A 16881-nucleotide genomic window follows, 5' to 3' on the forward strand; every position below is an offset into this window, starting at 1 on the left:
GACGAGGGACCGCCGTGATGGGGCTTTGGAAGAAAACCGGCCTGTCCGCTCGTTAGCCTGAAGCCGACTGCCTCAACCGGGCTCTAGGGGATAACGATACGCCGTGGCTGACCGTCTCATCGTGCGCGGAGCGCGTGAACACAACCTCAAAGACGTCTCACTCGATCTCCCGCGTGACGCGCTGATCGTGTTCACCGGCATGTCCGGCTCCGGGAAGTCCAGCCTGGCGTTCGACACGATCTTCGCGGAGGGCCAGCGCCGTTACGTCGAGTCGCTGTCGGCGTACGCCCGCCAGTTTCTCGGTCAGATGGACAAGCCCGACGTCGACTTCATCGAGGGCCTGTCCCCGGCGGTGTCGATCGACCAGAAGTCGACCTCGAAGAACCCGCGCTCGACGGTCGGCACGATCACCGAGGTCTACGACTACCTCCGGCTGCTGTGGGCCCGCATCGGCCACCCGCATTGCCCGGTCTGCGGCCGCCCGATCTCCAAGCAGACGCCGCAGCAGATCGTCGACCGGGTCATGGAGTTCGACGAGGGCACCCGGTTCCAGGTGCTCGCCCCGGTCATCCGCGGCCGTAAGGGCGAATACGTCGAGCTGTTCCGCGAGATGCAGACCAAGGGCTTCTCCCGCGCCCGCGTCGACGGCCGGATCGTGCGCCTCGACGAGGCTCCGAAGCTCAAGAAGTACGAGAAGCACGACATCGAGGTCGTCGTCGACCGGCTCAGCGTCAAGGAGAGCGCCCGCCGCCGGCTCGCCGACTCGATCGAGACGGCGCTCGGCCTGTCCGGCGGCACGGTCATCCTCGACTTCGTCGACCTGCCCGAGGACGACGAGCAGCGCGAGCGGATGTTCTCCGAGCACCTCTACTGCCCGTACGACGACCTGTCGTTCGACGAGCTGGAGCCGCGCTCGTTCTCGTTCAACTCCCCGTACGGCGCCTGCCCGGACTGCACCGGCCTGGGCACCCGCATGGAGGTCGACCCGGAACTGCTCGTCCCCGACCCGGAGAAGACCCTCGGCGAGGGCGCGATCTCGCCCTGGTCGAACGGCCACATCAGCGACTACTTCCTGCGGCTGCTGGGCGCGCTCGGCGACGCGATGGGCTTCGACCTGGACACCCCGTGGGAGCGCCTCCCGGCCAAGGCCCGCAAGGCGATCCTGCAGGGCCACGACACCCAGGTGCACGTCAGCTACCGCAACCGGTACGGCCGCCAGCGGTCGTACTACACGACGTACGAAGGCGTGATTCCCTACGTTCAGCGGCGGCACTCGGAGGCGGAGAGCGACTCGAGCCGGGAGCGGTTCGAGGGCTACATGCGGGAGATCCCGTGCCCGTCCTGCGACGGCAAGCGGCTCAAGCCGGTCGTGCTGGCCGTCACGGTCAACGAGCGGTCGATCGCCGACGTCGCCGCCATGCCGATCGGGGAGTGCGCGAAGTTCCTGCTCAACATGGAGCTGAGTGAGCGGGAGAAGCACATCGCCGAGGCGGTGCTCAAGGAGATCAACGCCCGGCTCGGCTTCCTGCTCGACGTGGGCCTCGACTACCTCAGCCTCGACCGCGCGTCGGCCACGCTGGCCGGCGGCGAGGCGCAGCGCATCCGCCTGGCCACCCAGATCGGCTCCGGCCTGGTCGGCGTGCTGTACGTCCTGGACGAGCCGTCGATCGGGCTGCACCAGCGCGACAACCACCGCCTGCTGGAGACGCTGATCCGGCTGCGTGACATCGGCAACACCCTCATCGTCGTCGAGCACGACGAGGACACCATCCGGGCCGCCGACTGGGTCGTCGACATCGGCCCGGGCGCCGGTGAGCACGGTGGCCAGGTCGTCGTGAGCGGCACGGTCGAGGAGCTCCTGGCCAACGAGGGCTCGATGACCGGCGCGTACATCTCCGGGCGCAAGGAGATCGCGGTTCCGGCGACGCGCCGCAAGCGCCAGCGCGGGCGCGAGCTGGTCGTCAAGGGGGCCCGGGAGCACAACCTGCGTGACATCGACGTCGCGTTCCCGCTCGGCGTCTTCACCGCCGTCACCGGCGTGTCGGGGTCGGGCAAGTCGACACTGGTCAACGACATCCTCTACACGTCGCTGGCCAAGCAGCTGCACGGCGCTCGAACGGTGCCCGGCCGGCACAAGCGGATCAACGGCGTCGACCAGCTCGACAAGGTCGTGCACGTCGACCAGTCGCCGATCGGCCGCACCCCGCGGTCCAACCCGGCGACCTACACCGGCGTCTTCGACCACGTCCGCAAACTGTTCGCGGCGACCGCCGAGGCGAAGGTGCGCGGCTACCAGCCCGGCCGCTTCTCCTTCAACGTGAAGGGCGGCCGCTGCGAGGCGTGCTCCGGCGACGGCACCATCAAGATCGAGATGCAGTTCCTGCCCGACGTGTACGTCCCGTGCGAGGTCTGCCACGGCGCCCGCTACAACCGGGAGACCCTCGACGTCCACTACAAGGGCAAGACGATCTCCGAGGTCCTCGACATGCCGATCGAGGAGGCCCTGGAGTTCTTCGACGCGATCCCGGCGATCCGCCGCCACCTGCAGACGCTCAACGACGTCGGTCTCGGCTACGTCCGGCTGGGCCAGCCCGCGCCGACGCTGTCGGGCGGCGAGGCGCAGCGGGTCAAGCTCGCCTCCGAGCTGCAGCGGCGCTCCACCGGCCGCACGATCTACGTGCTCGACGAGCCGACCACCGGCCTGCACTTCGAGGACATCCGCAAGCTGCTCGGCGTGCTGAACGGCCTCGTCGACAAGGGCAACTCGGTCATCGTGATCGAGCACAACCTCGACGTCATCAAGACCGCCGACTGGATCATCGACATGGGCCCCGAGGGCGGCTCCCGCGGCGGCACCGTCGTCGCGTCCGGCACACCTGAGGACGTCGCGAGGGTCGGCGAGAGCCACACGGGTCAGTTCCTCGCCCAGATCCTCGGCATCCAGCGGTAGGGCGTCGCTTGCGGCCCCGTGGGTCGCCGTCTCCCCGGGAGGGGATCGCTCATCGCCGCCGGGACGAGTGACCGCGCGGAGGAGGCCGCCGGGCGGCAGGCCACGTCGGCGCGCGGTCGCCGCAGGACGGGAACCACGCCGTACGGTGCCAGGCCCTGGCGTCGGGCCCGGCACCGCGGCTGAGGCCGTGACCGCCCTCGTGCGGGAGAACGGAACGGCTATTGGGAGGCGCCTCCGAAGGGTGGGCGACCACCGGGGCCTGGTCCGGGCGCCGGACCGGGTCCGTGGAGGCCGCCCGCGGGGGGAGCGCCGCCGTACGACGGGCCCGTCGCGCCGGGTGGGGCGGCACCGGCGGGCCCGGCCGGCCCCGCCGGCCTCTTGGGCCGCCGCAGCAGCAGGATTCCGCCGGCGCTCAGCAGGAGGCCGACCACGATGCCGCCCAGGCCGATCGCGAGCAGCGACTGCTCCATCGGCGCATGCCGTGACTTCTGGGTCCCATCCGGGGCAGCGAGGGTCTTCTTGCCCCGGTACGGCATGGGCGCGCCGAGATCCGCGGGCGGCGAGGCGGCTGCGGACACCGCGGCGGCCGCGTTGATCTGCCCGTACCCCACGAGTGCGTCCCAGCCACCGGCCGGGTGCAGCGCCGTCCGGGTGAGGATCGCCCGGACCTGCGCCGGGGTGATCTTCGGGTTGCGGGATCGCATGAGAGCCACGACGCCGGCCGCCAGCGCGCAGGCGGGAGAGGTGCCGTCGACCGGCGCGTAGCCGCCGGTGTTCGTCGCACTGACGATGCCGAAGCCGGGAGCGGCGATGGTGTTGTAGGTGTGCACGGTGGAGAACGCGGCGCGCCGGGGGCCGGGGGCCGTCGCCGCGACCGCGATCACTCCGGGGTACCCCGCCGGGTTCGAGGCGGTGTTGTCGCTCTCATTCAGGTCTCCGGAGTTGCCGGCGCTGGCGAGGACGGTGACGCCGTGGCTGACCGCGTATGCCATCGCCGAGGCCTCTTCGTCGTTGTAGTCGATGAATCCGAAGTCCGCAGTGCCCAGGGACATGGAGATCACCTGTGCGCCGTGGTCGACGGCGTACCGGACGGCCTTGGTGATCGGCGTCGGCGGCTTGTGCCAGACCTCCTTGGTGTTCTTGCGCGCTGGATCCTTCTTGTCGGTAATCGCCCGAATCGACAGGATGTGCGCCTTCGGGGCGACGTGCAGGACGTCGGAGGCCATCGCGGTGCCGTGTTCGCCCCAGTAGGACATCCCCCGGCGGGCGCTGCTCTGGGCGAAGTCCGGTCCGGTCGTCACCTTGCCCCGCAGGGCCGGGTGGCTGTCGACGACGCCCGTGTCGATGACGGCGACGGTCACACCAGCGCCCTGCGTGCTCCGCTGGGCCGCGGCCAGCCCGAGGACGGCGTCCTCCCATGCCGGCGCGGCCTGCGCGGGAGACGCCGCCGCGGCGACCAGTGCGCCGCTCGTCGCGACGGCCGCGAGGGCCGCGCGGATCCTGGGATGCCTCATCAGGTCCCCTTCCGTGCCAGGTCGGCCAGGTAGACGCCGAATGCCTTGGCCAGGTCGTCGGCGGGGTAGGCCCAGGCCATCCGGTCCTCGCGTCCGGAGTTGGTGGACAGGCGCGCGCCCCAGGGGGCGGGCAGCCGGGCCGCGCGGCGGCCGTCCGTGGCACCGGCGGTGACGGCGACGGCGTAGGGGATGTCCTCGTCGAACACCTGGCAGGCGGACGTTCCGTTGCGGGCGTCGTCCGTCCATCGGCTCGCCGGTGTTCCGGGAACGGCGAAGGCCCGCACTCCGAGATCGGGCTCATCCGCGGTCTTCACTTCGCTCATGTGCTCGATGACGTTCATCCTGGCGTCGTTCGAGGGCAGGACGATCACCGCGACGGTCGCGACGGCAGAGCCGCTCGGGTCGACGTAGGTGGCGCGGACGACCGCCTTGCATCCCTGCCGGGCGGCGAACCCGGCCAGCCCGCCGGTGAGCCCGTTCGCGCAGGAGGTGTTCGGCGCGATGCCGAGTCGGAGCCACTGGGTGATCTTGGGATCCTGCTGGTCCGTCGTGCCGTTCTCCTTGCCGGCGATCCGTGCGGGGAACAGTTGGTCGGCCGGCTCGTCCCGCCACATCACCGGCCCATAGGCGTGGGTGTTCGGGATCGTCTGGCGGCTGTTGCCATAGGTGTGCCAGGTCAGTGCGGCCCCGAGGACAAGGGCGAAGACGCCTCCGAGGACCAGCGGCACGCCGAGGCAGCCCCGGAGGCCGCCTCGGCGTGGGGCGGGCGCCGGCGTAGGACCGAAATGGGGATTCCCCGGGGGCGGAAGGGGCGCACCCGGGGAGGGGCCGTGATGCATCGTTCTCCTGTGGTACGGACCGGTGGGGGCATCATGCGCCGTCGCGGCCGAGGCCGGAACCCGGCACTCGGCGGCGACCGACGGAGGGACTCTCCGAAAAGCGCATAACGGGCGACCGACTTTACCGATCCCTGACTATCGCCGTGTCGGGTTCCCTCTCGGCGCCCGGCGGACGGGGCGGGGGCGGGGTGCGGGGAGGAACCCGGCGATACCATGGCGGACCAGTACTACGGCGTGTAGTAGATGATCTGTTCCGGGGAGATCGATGACTGACGAAGCGGTCGGCTGCTCACGGCGGCGGTTGCTGGGCACGGCGGGTCTGGCGGGCGTGGGGATGCTCGGCCTGGGGGCCTGTGCGACACGGCCGGCGAAGGCCATCGTGCCGCCGGGCATCAAAGGCAAGGTGATCGCCCGGACCGGCGAGATCCCCGTCGGCGGCGGCAAGGTCGTCGACAAGTGGAAGATCGTCGTGGCGCAGCCGACGCAGGGGACGTTCAAGGCGTTCACCGCGACCTGCACGCACCAGGGATGCACCGTCGGCAGCCCCAAGGACGGGGTGATCACCTGTCCCTGTCACGGCAGCGAGTTCGACGCGACTGACGGCTCGGTCAAGCAGGGCCCGGCCGGCGCCCCGCTGCAGGAGTTCACCGTACGCGTGCAGGGTGACGGAATCGTCGTCGAGTAACGTTGAACCGAACGGACCCCTCCTCCGTGGAACCCGGATGTAGACCCGAACACGAGGAGGACCACATGTCGTTCGATCCCTCGATCGCCCCGGCCGGCGACGCAGACGAGACCACGCCCCGTCCCGAGGCAGGGGCGACGCGGCGCGGAATGCTGCTCGGTGTCGGCCTGGTCGGCGCCGCCGGAGCGCTCGCCGCCTGCGGGAGTTCCTCGGACGACTCCGACGGCTCGAAGCAGGGCGGCTCCGGGAACGGCGGCGGAGCGACGGCCCCGGCGGGCGGCGACGGCGCGCTCGGCAAGGCCGCCGACATCCCGGTGGGCGGCGGCAAGGTCTTCAAGGACCAGAAGGTCGTCGTCACCCAGCCCACGCAGGGGCAGTTCGCGGCGTTCAGCGCCGTCTGCACGCACCGTGGCTGCACGGTCGGCTCGGTCAGCGGCGGGATGATCAACTGCCCCTGCCACGGCAGCAAGTTCAAGATCGGCGACGGGTCCGTCGCCAACGGCCCGGCCTCGGAGCCGCTGCCGCGCAAGTCCGTCACGGTGCAGAACGGCGAGATCAAGCTCGCCTGACGCGTCGGCGCCTTTCCCGCGGCGGGGGCCCGGTCGCGGAGTTCCTTCGGCCGGCTCCGATTGCCCACTGTGACGTCGGTGGTGACGGACGAATCCCGGCGAACCGGTCATACATGCGCCACCGCGACGGCGTGGTGACCAGGACGACGGCGACGTGGCCACGGCCGCGGCGGAGTCGCGGAGGGGCGGGACGAAGCTCGCCCGCCCCTCCGGCTCTTGCCCGAACCCTCCGGTTCTCGGGCGGGCTCCGGAGCGGCCAGGAGCCGGAAGCTCGGGCGGGCCGGTCATCGGGCCTCAGGCGTGCGGGGCGGATCTGCCGTCGGTCCACGCGGCGTTCGACGGGAGGGCTCCCGTGTCGGCGCGGAAACGGGGGAGGGCCGACGGGTACTTCTCCCGGATGAAGGCGATGAGGTGCTCGCGGACGTCGCACCGCAGGTCGAAGGCGCTCGCGGAGTCGTGCGCGCTCATCAGCGCCCGTACCTGGACCAGGCCGTTCGGCAGCACGTCGGTCACCTGCAGCACCCAGTCCTTCTGGTCCCAGAGGGGATGCTCGCGCAGGAACCCGTACAGCTCCGTCCGGAGCTCCTCGACGGGAACGCTCCAGTCGACGTGCAGCAGCACCGTGCCGATCACCCGGGCGGTTCGCCGCGTCCAATTCTCGAAGGAGTTGTGCACGAAGTACGACACGGGGAGCACCAGCCGCCGTTCGTCCCACAGCCGCATCACGACGTACGTGAGCGTCAGCTCCTCGATGCGGCCCCACTGGCCCTCGACGACGAGGACGTCGTCGATGCGCAGGGCGTCGCTGAACGCCAGCTGCAGCCCGGCGAAGACGTTGCTGAGCGTCGACTGGGCCGCGATGCCGGCGACGATGCCGGCGATCCCCGCGGAGGCGAGCAGGCCCGCGCCGATCGTCCGTACGGCCGGGAACGTGAACAGCATGGACGACACCGCGATGATCACGACGACCGCCGCCGCGGTCCGGCGCAGGAGCATCACCTGGGTGCGCACGCGCCGGGCGCGGACGTTCCGGTCGCCTTCGATCCGGGTGAGGTGCTCGAGGGCGACGTCGGTCGCGGCGTAGGCCGCCTGGATGATCAGCCAGGTCAGCGACGCGATGACGAGGAGTGACAGCGTGTGGCGGATGTCGGGCGCGCTCCGTCCCAGGACCTGGTGGGGCGGCAGTCCGGCCGTCGCCCCGGCCGCGAACGCGAGGGTGAAGCCCGGCTTGACACAGCGCCGGACGATGGGCGGGGCGAGGGGCCAGCGTGAGACGAGCCGGCTCGTGAGCGCGCGGCGAAGGATCTCCACCACCAGCAGGCCGATGAGTATGGAACCGACCAGCACGGCCAGCGCGGTGACGGTCGACACGAGCAAAATCCCCCTTGATCCGATCGAGTACTGAACCCTGGGCTCCCCGTGAACGCCGTCGTTCCCACAAATCATCAATCCGCACAAGTGACCCGAGTCACCACAATTCGTCACACAAGCCACGTCGCCGCGTGACGCGACTAGGCTTACGGCGTGGCAGATCCGGCGACCTATCGGCCCGCGCCCGGCTCCGTCCCCGAGTCTCCCGGGGTGTACCGCTTCCGCGACGGGACCGGCCGGGTCATCTACGTGGGCAAGGCGAAGAACCTCCGTGCCCGCCTGAACTCCTACTTCGCCGACTTCGCGGGCCTGCATCCCCGCACCCAGACCATGCTGCAGACGGCCACCGGCGTCGACTGGACGGTCGTGCGCACCGAGGTCGAGGCCCTGCAGCTGGAGTACTCCTGGATCAAGGAGTTCGACCCGCGGTTCAACGTGAAGTACCGCGACGACAAGTCCTATCCGTACCTCGCGGTGACCATGCACGAGGACGTCCCGCGCGTGCAGGTGATGCGCGGCGCGAAGAAGAAGGGCGTCCGCTATTTCGGGCCTTACTCCCACGCGTGGGCGATCCGGGAGACCGTCGACCAGCTGCTGCGGGTGTTCCCGGTGCGCACCTGCTCGGCCGGGGTGTTCCAGCGGCAGCGGCGGATGGACCGGCCGTGCCTGCTCGGCGACATCGGCAAGTGCTCGGCGCCGTGCGTCGGCCGGGTCACCGAGGCGGCGCACCGGGAGCTCGCCGAGGACTTCTGCGACTTCATGGCGGGCGACACGGCCCGGTTCATCAAGGCGCTCGAGAAGGACATGAAGGCGGCCGCCGCCGACCAGGAGTACGAGCGCGCCGCCCGGGTGCGCGACGACATCCGGGCCCTGCAGCGGGCGCTGGAGAAGCAGTCGGTGGTGCTGGGCGACACGACCGACTGCGACGTCGTCGCCTTCGCCGACGACCAGCTCGAGGCCGCGGTCCAGGTCTTCTACGTGCGCGGCGGGCGCATCCGCGGCCAGCGCGGCTGGGTGGTCGACAAGGTCGAGGACGTCACGACCGGCGAGCTCGTCGAGCAGTTCCTGCTGCAGATGTACGGCGAGGCCACGCCGGAGTCCGTGCCCCGCGAGATCCTGGTCCCCGCGCTGCCGCCCGACACCGACGCGGTCGTCGAGCTGCTCGCCGAGCACCGTGGCGGCCGGGTCGACCTGCGCGTTCCCCAGCGCGGCGACAAGAAGACGCTGCTGGAGACGGTCGAGCGCAACGCCGTCGAGGCGTTCAAGCAGCACAAGACGCGCCGGGCGACCGACCTGACCACCCGCAGCAAGGGCCTGCAGGAGCTGCAGGACGCCCTCGACCTCGACCAGGCGCCGCTGCGGATGGAGTGCTACGACGTCTCGAACCTCCAGGGCACCAACGTCGTCGCCTCGATGGTCGTCTTCGAGGACGGCCTGGCGCGCAAGAGCGAATACCGGCGGTTCTCCATCAAGACGGTCGAGGGCCAGGACGACGTCCGCTCGATCCACGAGGTGATCCGCCGCCGCTTCAAGCGGTACCTGGAGGAGACGGAGAAGACCGGCGAGCTGGACGTCCTCGGCGAGTCGGAGGCCGCCGGGCCGATCGACCCGGAGACGGGCCGGCCCCGTAAGTTCGCCTATCCGCCGAACCTCGTCGTCGTCGACGGCGGTCCTCCCCAGGTCGCGGCCGCCCAGCGGGCCCTCGACGAGCTCGGCATCGACGACGTGGCCGTGTGCGGCATCGCCAAGCGGCTGGAGGAGATCTGGCTGCCCGGCGAGGAGGACCCGGTCATCCTGCCACGCAACAGTGAGGCGATGTACCTCGTGCAGCGGCTCCGCGACCAGGCGCACGACTTCGCCATCCGGTACCACCGGACCAAGCGCAGCAAGGGCATGCTCGTCAGTGAGCTCGACGACGTCCCCGGCCTGGGACCGGGCCGCCGCAAGGCTCTGATCAAGCACTTCGGTTCCGTGAAGATGCTCAAGCAGGCCGGCCCCGACCAGATCGCCGAGGTTCCTGGCATCGGGCGCCGTACGGCTGAGAACATCGTCGCGGCGTTGCACGCCGACGACGGGGCGGCGGCAGGCGCGCAGGACGGGGGAGGAACAACGTGAAACCCACAACAGGGGCCAACCTGCCGGGTGGCCCACAGGTGCCCGACATCGTCATCATCACCGGGATGTCCGGAGCGGGGCGGAGCACGGCCGCCAAGTCGCTGGAGGACCTGGACTGGTTCGTCGTCGACAACCTGCCGCCCGGCCTGCTCGCCACGATGGCCGATCTCGCCCAGCGCGGCCAGGGTGCGGTGCCGCGCATCGCGGTCGTCGTCGACGTGCGCAGCCGTGCCTTCACGACCGACCTGCAGTCGGCGTTCGACGACCTGGAGGCGCGCGGCGCGCACCCCCGGGTGGTGTTCCTGGAGGCGTCCGACGACGTCCTCGTCCGCCGCTTCGAGAGCGTACGACGGCCGCACCCGCTGCAGGGCGACGGCCGGATCGTCGACGGCATCGCCCGCGAGCGCGAGCTGCTGCGCGACGTCCGCGCCGAGGCGGACCTCGTTCTCGACAGCAGCGCGCTGAACGTCCACGAACTGCGCGCCAAGATCGTCGAGTTCTTCGGCGGCGAGGCGGGGGAGTCGAGCCTGCGCGCGACCGTCGTCTCCTTCGGCTACAAGTACGGCCTGCCCGTCGACGCGGACCTGGTCGTGGACTGCCGGTTCCTGCCGAACCCGCACTGGATCCCGGAGCTGCGCCCGCAGAACGGCCGGGACCCGGCGGTGCGCGACTACGTGCTGTCCCGGCCGGGGGCCAAGGAGTTCCTCGACGCCTACACCGAGGTGCTCCGGCTGCTCGCGGAGGGGTACGAACGCGAGGGCAAGCACTACGTCACGCTCGCCGTCGGCTGCACCGGCGGCAAGCACCGCAGTGTCGCGATGGCCGAGCAGTTCGGCGCCCGGCTCGCCGACGAGGGGCTCGAGGTAAGGGTCGTCCACCGGGATCTCGGACGGGAATAACGACAGGTGTCTTCCCCCAAGGTCGTCGCCCTCGGCGGAGGGCACGGATTGTCCGCCTCACTGTCCGCGCTGCGCCGGGTGACCGACCAGGTCACGGCCGTCGTGACCGTCGCCGACGACGGCGGCTCCAGCGGCCGGCTGCGCAGGGAGCTCGGCGTCCTGCCGCCGGGGGACCTGCGCATGGCGCTGGCCGCGCTCTGCCGTGACGACGACTGGGGACGCACCTGGAGCGAGGTGGTGCAGCACCGCTTCCGCAGCGAGGGCGAGCTGCACGGGCACGCGGTGGGCAATCTGCTCATGGTGGCGCTGTGGGAGCTGCTCGACGATCCGGTCGCGGGCCTGGACTGGATGGGACGGCTGCTGGGCGCGCAGGGCCGGGTGCTGCCCATGGCGTCCGTGCCGCTCGACATCGTGGCGGAGGTCCGCGGCGCAGACCCGGAGTGCCCGCAGGAGATCACCCACGTGCGGGGTCAGGTCGCCTGTGCCAAGACCGCCGGGCAGGTCCTGAGCGTCTCGCTGGTGCCGCCGGACCCGCCCGCGTCCCCCGAGGCCCTGCGCGCGATCGAGGAGGCCGACTGGGTCGTCTTCGGCCCCGGCTCCTGGTTCACCAGCGTGTTGCCCCACCTGAAGGTGCCGGAGCTGGCCCAGGCGCTCCTGCGCACGCCGGCCCGGCGGATCGTCGCGCTCAACCTCGAACCCCAGCCCGGCGAGACCGACGACTTCTCGCCGCAGCGTCACCTGGAGGTGCTCCGCGCGCACGCCCCCGACCTGAGAGTCGATGTGGTCCTCGCCGACCGGAATGTCGTGGAGGAGCCCGATGTCGTGGAAAAGGCGGCGCGTACCCTCGGGGGGACGCTCGTGCTGGCCGACGTCGCGGCCGGAGATGGATCTCCACGGCATGATCCGGCACGGTTGGCCCAAGCGTTCGCACAGATCTTTGTCAGCGGCCACTGTCCCCGGCAAGATTCGGCGAGACTGCCCTGACGGGATGATGGCTACAGGGGGAGGATCACATCCATGGCGATGACCGGCGTGGTGAAGGACGAGCTGAGCAGGCTGTCCGTCATGAAGCCGTGCTGCCGCAAGTCCGAGGTGTCGACGCTGCTGCGTTTCGCCGGGGGACTGCACATTGTCAGCGGGCGCATCGTGATCGAGGCGGAGCTCGACACCGGAGCCGCGGCGCGACGCCTGCGCAAGGACCTCGCGGAGGTCTTCGGGCACAGCTCCGACGTGGTGGTGCTGGCACCGAGCGGACTCCGCAAGGGCAACCGGTACGTCGTCCGGGTGTTCCGCGACGGTGAGTCGCTGGCCCGCCAGACCGGCCTGATCGACAACAACGGACGCCCGGTCCGGGGCCTGCCCCGGCACGTCGTGGCCGGCGGTGCCTGCGACGCCGAGTCGGCGTGGCGGGGCGCGTTCCTGGCGCACGGCTCGCTGACCGAGCCCGGCCGGTCGATGTCCCTGGAGGTGACCTGCCCCGGGCCGGAGGCGGCCCTGGCCCTGGTCGGCGCGGCGCGGCGGCTGAGGATCCACGCCAAGGCGCGCGAGGTGCGCGGCGTGGACCGCGTCGTCGTCCGCGACGGCGACGCGATCTCGGCGCTGCTGACCCGGCTCGGCGCGCACGACTCGGTGCTCGCCTGGGAGGAGCGCCGGATGCGCCGGGAGGTCCGCGCGACCGCGAACCGGCTCGCCAACTTCGACGACGCGAACCTCCGCCGCTCCGCGCGGGCGGCGGTCGCGGCCGGGGCACGGGTCGCGCGCGCCCTGGAGATCCTCGCCGACGACGCCCCGGAGCACCTCGTGGCCGCCGGCCGGCTGCGGCTGGAGCACAAGCAGGCGTCGCTGGAGGAGCTCGGCCAGCTCGCGGACCCGCCGCTGACCAAGGACGCCATCGCCGGCCGCATCCGGCGTCTGCTGGCCATGGCCGACAAGCGCGCGATGGACCAGGGCATCGCCGGCACCGAGGCGAACGTCACCGCGGACATGCTCGCGCCCTGATCGCGCGGACGCGCTCGCGCCCTGAGGCGGGCGGGCCCGGCCGGCGTCCGCGGCGCCCGGGGGAGGGCCCGCGTCGCCGGGAGCGCTCACGGGCGCGTCGCCGTGACGATCGGTTCGCGCGGTCCGGCGGCCGGCCGGCGGACCGGCGTGACGGGGATCACTTACCCACGAAAGCCGCGTTCTGTATCGATTTGGTCTAGACCATTAGGTCTAGACCAATTACCCTGGCCATGGTCCGCCGTCCGCCAATCGGATGTTGGCTCCCGGCAGGGCGGCGGACCGGTCGTTCCGGCCCGGTGGTTACAGTCACATCACGACGGGTTCGGTAGGGTCGACCACGAGAGCACACATCAGGTTCACAGGCCCCCGGGCGCTCCCGGGGGCGCAAGCATGAGGAGACGGTGCCGTGACCATCCGGGTTGGCGTTAACGGCTTCGGCCGCATCGGCCGCAACTTCTGGCGAGCGCTGAACGCCGCCGGTGGCGACGTCGAGATTGTGGCGGTCAACGACCTCACCGACAACGCCACGCTCGCCCACCTGCTCAAGTACGACAGCATCCTGGGCCGGCTGTCCGAAGAGGTGAAGGCCGGCGCGGACGAGATCACCGTGGGCGGCAAGACCATCAAGGCCTTCGCCGAGCGCGACCCGGCCAAGCTGCCCTGGGGCGACCTGGGCGTCGACATCGTCATCGAGTCGACCGGCCTGTTCACCGACGCCAACAAGGCGAAGGTCCACGTCGAGAACGGCGCGAAGAAGGTCATCATCTCCGCGCCGGCCAAGAACGAGGACGTCACGATCGTCATGGGCGTGAACGACGACGCCTACGACCCGGCGCTCCACACGGTCATCTCGAACGCGTCCTGCACCACCAACTGCCTGGGCCCGATGGCCAAGGTCATCAACGACACGTTCGGCATCGAGCGCGGTCTGATGACCACGATCCACGCCTACACCCAGGACCAGAACCTCCAGGACGGCCCGCACAAGGACCTGCGCCGCGCCCGCGCCGCCGCCCTGAACATCGTTCCGACCAGCACCGGCGCCGCCAAGGCCATCGGCCTCGTGCTGCCGGCCCTCAAGGGCAAGCTCGACGGCTACGCGCTGCGCGTGCCGGTGCCGACCGGCTCGGCCACCGACCTCACCGTCACGGTGAGCCGCGAGACCAGCGTCGAGGAGGTCAACGCGGCGCTGCGTGAGGCGGCCGAGGGCCCGCTGCGCGGGATCCTCACCTACACCGAGGACCCGATCGTCTCCAGCGACATCGTCACCGACCCGGCGTCCTGCATCTTCGACTCCGGTCTCACCAAGGTGATCGGCGACCAGGTCAAGGTCGTCGGCTGGTACGACAACGAGTGGGGCTACTCCAACCGCCTCGTCGACATCACCAAGCTGGTGGGCTCCCGCCTCTGAGCCGAGCGGTGGGCGGCACCGGCCACCGGCCCCGGCGGGCCGTGCGCCCGTGAGCCGCCGCCCGGCCCGGTGACGGCGAACACACGAACGAGCGCAGCAGGTCCCGGACCTGCTGCGCTCGTTCCGACACGACCAGGAGTGCGATCAATGAGCATGTCCACGATCGACGATCTCGGCGACGTGCGCGGCAAGCGGGTGCTGGTCCGCTCGGACCTCAACGTTCCGCTGCAGGACGGCGTGATCGGGGATGACGGCCGGATCCGGGCCAGCGTCCCGACCATCAACAAGCTCGCCGACAAGGGCGCGCGCGTCATCGTCTGCGCCCACCTCGGCCGCCCCAAGGGGCAGGTGAAGCCGGAGTTCTCCCTCGCCCCCGTCGCCGAGCGCCTGGGCGAGCTGCTGGGCCGCGAGGTCCGCTTCGCCACCGACACCGTCGGCGACTCCGCGCGGGCCACCGCCGACGCCCTCCAGGACGGCGAGGTCGCCCTCCTGGAGAACCTCCGCTTCGAGGCTGGCGAGACCAGCAAGGACGACGCCGAGCGCGGCGCGTTCGCCGACCGCCTCGCCGCCCTCGCCGAGCTGTACGTCGGCGACGGCTTCGGCGCGGTGCACCGCAAGCACGCGAGCGTCTACGACGTGCCGCAGCGGCTCCCGCACGCCGCCGGTGGCCTCATCGCCGCCGAGGTCGACGTGCTGCGCCGCCTCACCGGCGAGCCCGCCCGGCCGTACGCCGTCGTCCTGGGCGGCGCGAAGGTCTCCGACAAGCTCGGCGTCATCGCCAACCTCCTCGGCAAGGTCGACCGCCTCATCGTCGGCGGCGGCATGGCGTACACCTTCCTCAAGGCCCAGGGCCACGAGGTCGGCAACTCGCTGCTGCAGGAGGACCAGCTCGACCAGGTCCGCGGGTTCATCGAGGAGGCGGCCAAGCGCGACGTCGACCTGGTGCTGCCGGTCGACGTGCTCGCGGCCACCGAGTTCGGCCCCGACGCGCCGCACGAGGTCGTCGACGCCACCGCGATCCCGGCCGACCGCGAGGGCCTGGACATCGGCCCGCGCACCCGCGAGCTGTTCGCGAGCAAGCTCGCCGACGCCGCGACCGTCTTCTGGAACGGCCCGATGGGCGTGTTCGAGTTCGACGCCTTCTCCGGCGGCACCCGCGCCGTCGCCGAGGCCCTGATCGCCTCCGGCGCGTTCACCGTGGTCGGCGGCGGCGACTCGGCCGCGGCCGTACGCAGGCTCGGCCTGCCCGAGGACGGCTTCTCCCACATCTCGACCGGTGGCGGCGCGAGCCTCGAGTACCTCGAGGGCAAGACGCTGCCCGGCCTGTCCGCACTGGAGGACTGATCGTGGCATCGAAACCCGCGTCGCAGCAGCGGAAGCCGCTCATCGCCGGCAACTGGAAGATGAACCTCACGCACTTCGAGGGCATCGCGCACGTCCAGAAGGTCGCCTTCGGCCTCAAGGACGCCGACTACGAGGCGGTGGACGTCGCGATGCTGCCGCCGTTCACCTTCATCCGCAGCATCCAGATGCTGGTGGACGCCGACAAGCTCAAGCTCGTGTACGGCGCGCAGGACATCTCGCCGCACGAGAAGGGCGCCTACACCGGTGAGATCTCCGGCGCGATGCTCGCCAAGCTCGGCTGCGCCTACGTCCTGGCCGGGCACTCCGAGCGCCGCCAGTACCACAACGAGGACGACGCGCTCGTCAACGCCAAGGTGAAGGCGGCCCTCAAGGAGGACCTGATCCCGATCCTGTGCGTCGGTGAGGGCCTGGAGGTCCGCAAGGCCGGGGAGCACCTGTCCCACACGCTCGCCCAGGTCGAGGGCGGCCTCCAGAAGGTCCCGGCCGACCAGGCGCAGCGCGTCGTGATCGCGTACGAGCCGGTCTGGGCGATCGGCACCGGCGAGGTCGCGACCCCCGAAGACGCGCAGGAGGTCTGTGGCGCGATCCGCACGCGGCTGGCCGAGCTGTACAGTGGAGACCTCGCCGATCAGGTCCGCGTCCTCTACGGGGGCTCCGTCAAGGGCGACAACATCGCCGGCATCATGGCGAAGCCGGACATCGACGGAGCACTCGTCGGCGGAGCGAGCCTGGACGCCGGGGAGTTCGTCAAGATCTGCCGGTATCGCGAGCTGCCGGTGTGATCTTGCGCATCAGACTGCGCGTTTCTGCTGAACCACGCGGTAGAACGTCGTACCCTCGGTAGCGGATGACCTGAATACGCGAACATTCCCCGCGAGCAGCGGGGTGAATCACGAAAGCGCTGAACTGCTGTGATCATCACAATCTCCATCGTGCTCATCCTGACGAGCGCGCTGATGGTGCTGCTCGTCCTCCTGCACAAGGGGAAGGGTGGTGGCCTGTCGGACCTGTTCGGCGGCGGTATCAGCTCGTCGCTCGGCGGGTCGTCCGTCGTCGAACGGAACCTCGACAGGTTCACGATCGGCACGGGCGTGATCTGGTTCGCGTCGATCATCGCGCTGGGTCTGCTGCTCAAGCACGGCCACCACGGCTGAGTACGACGAAG

The 16881-nt window shown here is 70.8% G+C and carries 14 protein-coding genes; 11 read left to right on the top strand and 3 right to left on the bottom strand.

What is annotated here, in order from left to right; genetic code table 11:
• Positions 1 to 103 precede the first annotated feature (103 nt).
• Positions 104 to 2950, top strand: a complete 2847-nt coding sequence (uvrA, locus tag NE235_RS19260; protein WP_252804864.1) for an excinuclease ABC subunit UvrA — start codon at positions 104 to 106, stop codon at positions 2948 to 2950.
• 218 nt (positions 2951 to 3168) lie between these two features.
• On the opposite strand, the gene NE235_RS19265 is transcribed toward uvrA, so the two are convergent.
• Both NE235_RS19265 and NE235_RS19270 read right to left on the bottom strand, forming a co-directional pair.
• Positions 3169 to 4464 carry a S8 family peptidase gene (locus NE235_RS19265; protein ID WP_252804867.1) on the bottom strand — a complete coding sequence of 432 codons (1296 nt, stop codon included), beginning with the start codon at positions 4462 to 4464 and terminating at the stop codon, positions 3169 to 3171.
• A complete protein-coding gene (locus NE235_RS19270) occupies positions 4464 to 5192 on the bottom strand; it encodes a hypothetical protein (protein WP_252804869.1) in 729 nt (242 codons plus the stop codon). Before NE235_RS19270 ends, NE235_RS19265 begins: the two co-directional genes overlap by 1 nt.
• Before the next feature lie 376 nt (positions 5193 to 5568).
• Between NE235_RS19270 and NE235_RS19275 the strand changes: the two genes are divergently transcribed.
• Positions 5569 to 5988, top strand: coding sequence for a Rieske (2Fe-2S) protein (locus NE235_RS19275; RefSeq protein ID WP_252804871.1), 420 nt, complete (start codon positions 5569 to 5571; stop codon positions 5986 to 5988).
• Between the two features lie 65 nt (positions 5989 to 6053).
• Positions 6054 to 6557 carry a Rieske (2Fe-2S) protein gene (locus NE235_RS19280; protein ID WP_252804873.1) on the top strand — a complete coding sequence of 168 codons (504 nt, stop codon included), beginning with the start codon at positions 6054 to 6056 and terminating at the stop codon, positions 6555 to 6557.
• A gap of 294 nt (positions 6558 to 6851) precedes the next feature.
• Here NE235_RS19280 and NE235_RS19285 read toward each other — a convergent pair whose 3' ends face one another.
• Positions 6852 to 7928 (bottom strand): mechanosensitive ion channel family protein, encoded by a 1077-nt coding sequence (locus NE235_RS19285; RefSeq protein WP_252804875.1) that lies wholly within the window; start codon positions 7926 to 7928, stop codon positions 6852 to 6854.
• 153 nt (positions 7929 to 8081) lie between these two features.
• Here NE235_RS19285 and uvrC point away from each other — a divergent pair, with 153 nt between their 5' ends.
• The 8 genes from uvrC (at position 8082) to secG (ending at position 16870) form a co-directional block, all read left to right on the top strand.
• Positions 8082 to 10043 carry an excinuclease ABC subunit UvrC gene (gene uvrC, locus NE235_RS19290; protein ID WP_252804877.1) on the top strand — a complete coding sequence of 654 codons (1962 nt, stop codon included), beginning with the start codon at positions 8082 to 8084 and terminating at the stop codon, positions 10041 to 10043.
• A complete protein-coding gene (gene rapZ / locus NE235_RS19295) occupies positions 10040 to 10942 on the top strand; it encodes an RNase adapter RapZ (RefSeq protein ID WP_308206110.1) in 903 nt (300 codons plus the stop codon). Before uvrC ends, rapZ begins: the two co-directional genes overlap by 4 nt.
• A gap of 6 nt (positions 10943 to 10948) precedes the next feature.
• Positions 10949 to 11926 (top strand): gluconeogenesis factor YvcK family protein, encoded by a 978-nt coding sequence (locus NE235_RS19300; protein WP_252804879.1) that lies wholly within the window; start codon positions 10949 to 10951, stop codon positions 11924 to 11926.
• A 33-nt stretch (positions 11927 to 11959) separates the two neighbouring features.
• Positions 11960 to 12940 (top strand): DNA-binding protein WhiA, encoded by a 981-nt coding sequence (gene whiA, locus NE235_RS19305; RefSeq protein WP_252804881.1) that lies wholly within the window; start codon positions 11960 to 11962, stop codon positions 12938 to 12940.
• A 406-nt stretch (positions 12941 to 13346) separates the two neighbouring features.
• The gene (gap, locus tag NE235_RS19310) at positions 13347 to 14351 is read left to right on the top strand and encodes a type I glyceraldehyde-3-phosphate dehydrogenase (protein ID WP_252804883.1); all 1005 of its coding nucleotides are present in this window, start codon (positions 13347 to 13349) and stop codon (positions 14349 to 14351) included.
• A 153-nt stretch (positions 14352 to 14504) separates the two neighbouring features.
• Positions 14505 to 15695: a phosphoglycerate kinase gene (locus NE235_RS19315; protein ID WP_289848900.1), complete on the top strand. Its 1191-nt coding sequence runs from the start codon at positions 14505 to 14507 to the stop codon at positions 15693 to 15695.
• Complete coding sequence (gene tpiA / locus NE235_RS19320; RefSeq protein ID WP_289848901.1) at positions 15692 to 16498, top strand: triose-phosphate isomerase; 807 nt, start codon at positions 15692 to 15694, stop codon at positions 16496 to 16498. The genes NE235_RS19315 and tpiA overlap by 4 nt, the downstream gene beginning before the upstream one ends.
• 129 nt (positions 16499 to 16627) lie before the next feature.
• The gene (gene secG, locus NE235_RS19325) at positions 16628 to 16870 is read left to right on the top strand and encodes a preprotein translocase subunit SecG (RefSeq protein WP_252786007.1); all 243 of its coding nucleotides are present in this window, start codon (positions 16628 to 16630) and stop codon (positions 16868 to 16870) included.
• Positions 16871 to 16881: the final 11 nt, after the last annotated feature.

Origin of the sequence: Actinoallomurus spadix (assembly GCF_024055725.1) — a bacterium.
In the GTDB taxonomy this organism is placed as follows: domain Bacteria; phylum Actinomycetota; class Actinomycetes; order Streptosporangiales; family Streptosporangiaceae; genus Actinoallomurus; species Actinoallomurus spadix.

Bases quoted from the DNA above. Each gene is read 5' to 3' on its own strand.
- NE235_RS19265 (WP_252804867.1), bottom strand. From the start codon at position 4,464: ATGAGGCATCCCAGGATCCGCGCGGCCCTCGCGGCCGTCGCGACGAGC.
- NE235_RS19275 (WP_252804871.1), top strand. From the start codon at position 5,569: ATGACTGACGAAGCGGTCGGCTGCTCACGGCGGCGGTTGCTGGGCACG.
- NE235_RS19280 (WP_252804873.1), top strand. From the start codon at position 6,054: ATGTCGTTCGATCCCTCGATCGCCCCGGCCGGCGACGCAGACGAGACC.
- whiA (WP_252804881.1), top strand. From the start codon at position 11,960: ATGGCGATGACCGGCGTGGTGAAGGACGAGCTGAGCAGGCTGTCCGTC.
- NE235_RS19315 (WP_289848900.1), top strand. From the start codon at position 14,505: ATGTCCACGATCGACGATCTCGGCGACGTGCGCGGCAAGCGGGTGCTG.